The organism is Kribbella sp. (assembly GCF_035655035.1).
Taxonomy (GTDB): Bacteria; Actinomycetota; Actinomycetes; order Propionibacteriales; family Kribbellaceae; genus Kribbella.
Window position 1 is genome coordinate 1 of the sequence record NZ_DASRVN010000437.1, and the last position, 2,707, is coordinate 2,707.

The window sequence follows — 2,707 nt, forward strand, 5'->3', positions numbered from 1 at the left end:
GTACGGCGTAGTCGAGGTGGGCTTGCATCGGTACGTCGGGGGAGGGCCAGGTGGACCGTTTGAGGTCGGCGACCTGCTGGATCGCGAGCTGGCGGTTGCCGTCGGCGTCGAGCAGCACGATCCAGTCGGAGTCGTCGCCGGGCCGGAACCGTAGTCCGAGCAGGTCCCGGTAGAACTCGGCCAGCCCGCGGGCGTCGGTCGCGTCCAGAACGGTGTGCATCCGCCGCGGGTACACGAGCTCGAACCGCACGATCACGAGTTCGTCGGTTGGCTGCAGGTCCGGGTAGTAGCTGCGCAGCGCGGGGACGACGTCGTGCGCGCCGGCGAACCCGTCCTCGAGCGCCTCCTCCTCGGTTACGCTGTCGGCCCGCTTGGCGACCGTCGACAGGATCCGCCCCGGCAGCCGGACCTCCTCGTCGAGCTCGAAGACGAGCGTCGCCGGGCCGACGTCGATCGGATCGTTGTGCCGCATCGTGATCCGCTTCGTGCCGGCCCGGACCGCGTCGAGGTGCGCCCGGTGGAAGTGCAGCTCCTGGAGGCTCATGGCGCCCGAGCCTACGTGCTGCGGAACGACTGCCGGTACGCGTTTGGCGGTACGCCGACCACCCGCTGGAAGTGCCGCCGCAGCGTGGTCGCCGTACCGAGACCGGTCGCGGCGGCGACCTTCTCCACGGGAGCGTCGGTGGACTCAAGCAACTGCTGTGCCCGGCGTACGCGCTGGGTCAGCAACCACTGGAGCGGCGTCTGCCCGGTGACCGAGCGGAACTGCCGGCCGAGGTGCCGCGGACTGGTGCTCGCCTGCCGCGCCAGATCGGTGACGGTCAGCGGCTCGTCGAGCCGCGACTGCGCCCAGGCGAGGAGCTGGGCAAGGGAGTGGTCGCCGCTCGCCTGGACCGGGGTCAAGACGAACTGCGCCTGCCCGCCCGCGCGATGCGGTGGTACGACGAGGCGCCGGGCGACCGCGTTCGCCGTCGTGGCGCCATGGTCGAGGTGGATGAGATGGAGACAGAGGTCCACTGCTGCAGCTTTGCCCGCAGCGGTGAGGACGTTGCCGTTGTCGGTGTAGAGGACGTCCGGGTCTACGGCTGCTTCGGGATAGCGACGCTGCAGTTCCGCGGTGTGGGCCCAGTGGGTGGTCGCCTGACGGCCGTCGAGCAGTCCGGCCTCGCCGAGGGCGAACGCGCCGGTGCACAGTGACGCGATACGAGCGCCAGAACTATGGGCGGAGCGGATGGCGGCAACCAGGTCGGGAGCCGGCGGTTGGTCGATGTCCGCGAGGGCGGGGACCAGGATCGTGTCCGCGCGCGCCAGGAAGTCCAGCCCGTGCGACGGCGTCACCAGGAACGGTCCGACCTGGACGGGACCCGGGCCGCACAGCTGTACGTCGTACCAGTCGGTGGCGCCGGGTGGTGGGTTGCCGAACATCTCGTAGGCGATGCCGAGTTCGAAGTGCAGCAGGTGCCCGGCGGTGGCCAGCGCGACGGTATGCATGTCCGAAAGTGTACGGATGGTGTCGTTCCGGACTCTCACGCTCGGCTCTCGAAAGACCCGAGACTCGCCCTATGAACGCCATCGTCGTGTACGGCGCCACCGGCCACACCGGCCGGTTCGTCGTCGAGGAACTCCGCCGCCAGCACCTCCCGACCGCCGTCTCCGGCCGTAACGCGACCGCCCTCGCGGAGCTATGGGGTGACCTCGACGTACGCCCGGCCGCCGTCGACGACCCGCACGCACTCGACCTCGCGCTGAAGAACGCCGCCGCGGTGATCAACTGCGCGGGCCCGTTCGCCGTGACGGCAGCACCGCTGATCGAGGCGGCCGCGCGGCAGCGGATCCCGTACGTCGACGTCGCCGCCGAGATCGAGGCCAACGTGGCGACGTTCGCCCGGCACAGCGATGTCCCGGTCGTCCCGGCGATGGCGTTCTTCGGCGGCCTCGGCGACCTGCTCGCGACCGCAGTACTCGAGGCCAGCGACGTGGTGCAGGTCGCTTACGGCCTGAGCAGCTGGCACCCGACCCCCGGTACGCGGGTCGCCGGTCAGGTGTCGCACGAACGGCGGAACGGGCGCCGCGTACGGTTCGCGGACGGCCGGCTGCAGTACCACCAGGACCCGCCGATCCAGGAGGACTGGACGTTCCCGGAGCCGCTCGGAAGGCGGCGGGTGTTCGCGGAGTTCAGCATGGCGGACATCGTCACGATCCCGAGCCACCTCGACGTCCCGGAGGTGCGTACGTACATGACGGTCGAGGCCGCGGGCGATCTGGCGGAGGCGCAGGCACCGGTGGCCGTGGACGAGCAGGGCCGGTCGGACCAGACGTTCACGGTCGACGTACGGGTGGGCGACGCGCGGGCGACGGCCGCCGGGCAGGACATCTACGCGATCTCGGCTCCGCTCGCGGTGGGCGCCGTACGGCGGATCCTCGGCGGCGAGACGCGAGCCGCCGGGGTGGCGTCGGCGGGGGCGATGTTCGACGCGGTCGACTTTCTTCGGGAGCTGCCTCTCGCGCTCGACCTGGGGTGACACGCCGTACCCTCCTCCATCTCACCGTCGCAGGCGCGGTCGGGACCACGGTCCCGGCGTACGCTGAGGGGGTCGACTACACCGCACGCAAGACGTTCGATGACTGGGACCGCCTGTTCCAGAAGGGCGGTCCTGGCCAGCCGGACCAGCCGAACGACAACTCCAACCGCGACGGCCGGTCGGGC

Annotated in this window: 4 protein-coding genes; 2 read left to right on the forward strand and 2 right to left on the reverse strand. The window is 70.9% G+C overall.

Annotated features, from left to right (window positions below):
* Window positions 1-544 (reverse strand): ASCH domain-containing protein (locus VFF46_RS24115; RefSeq protein WP_325039471.1); only part of this gene is annotated, 544 nt, incomplete at its 3' end.
* Window positions 545-555: 11 nt separating this feature from the next.
* On the reverse strand, window positions 556-1,491 hold the full coding sequence (locus VFF46_RS24120) for a helix-turn-helix domain-containing protein (protein ID WP_325039472.1): 936 nt from the start codon (window positions 1,489-1,491) through the stop codon (window positions 556-558).
* A 71-nt stretch (window positions 1,492-1,562) separates the two neighbouring features.
* On the opposite strand from VFF46_RS24120, the gene VFF46_RS24125 reads away from it, so the two are divergent.
* Both VFF46_RS24125 and VFF46_RS24130 read left to right on the forward strand, forming a co-directional pair.
* Complete coding sequence (locus VFF46_RS24125; RefSeq protein ID WP_325039473.1) at window positions 1,563-2,522, forward strand: saccharopine dehydrogenase NADP-binding domain-containing protein; 960 nt, start codon at window positions 1,563-1,565, stop codon at window positions 2,520-2,522.
* A partial coding sequence (locus VFF46_RS24130) for a hypothetical protein (RefSeq protein ID WP_325039474.1) occupies window positions 2,519-2,707 on the forward strand: 189 nt, incomplete at its 3' end. The genes VFF46_RS24125 and VFF46_RS24130, both read left to right, overlap by 4 nt.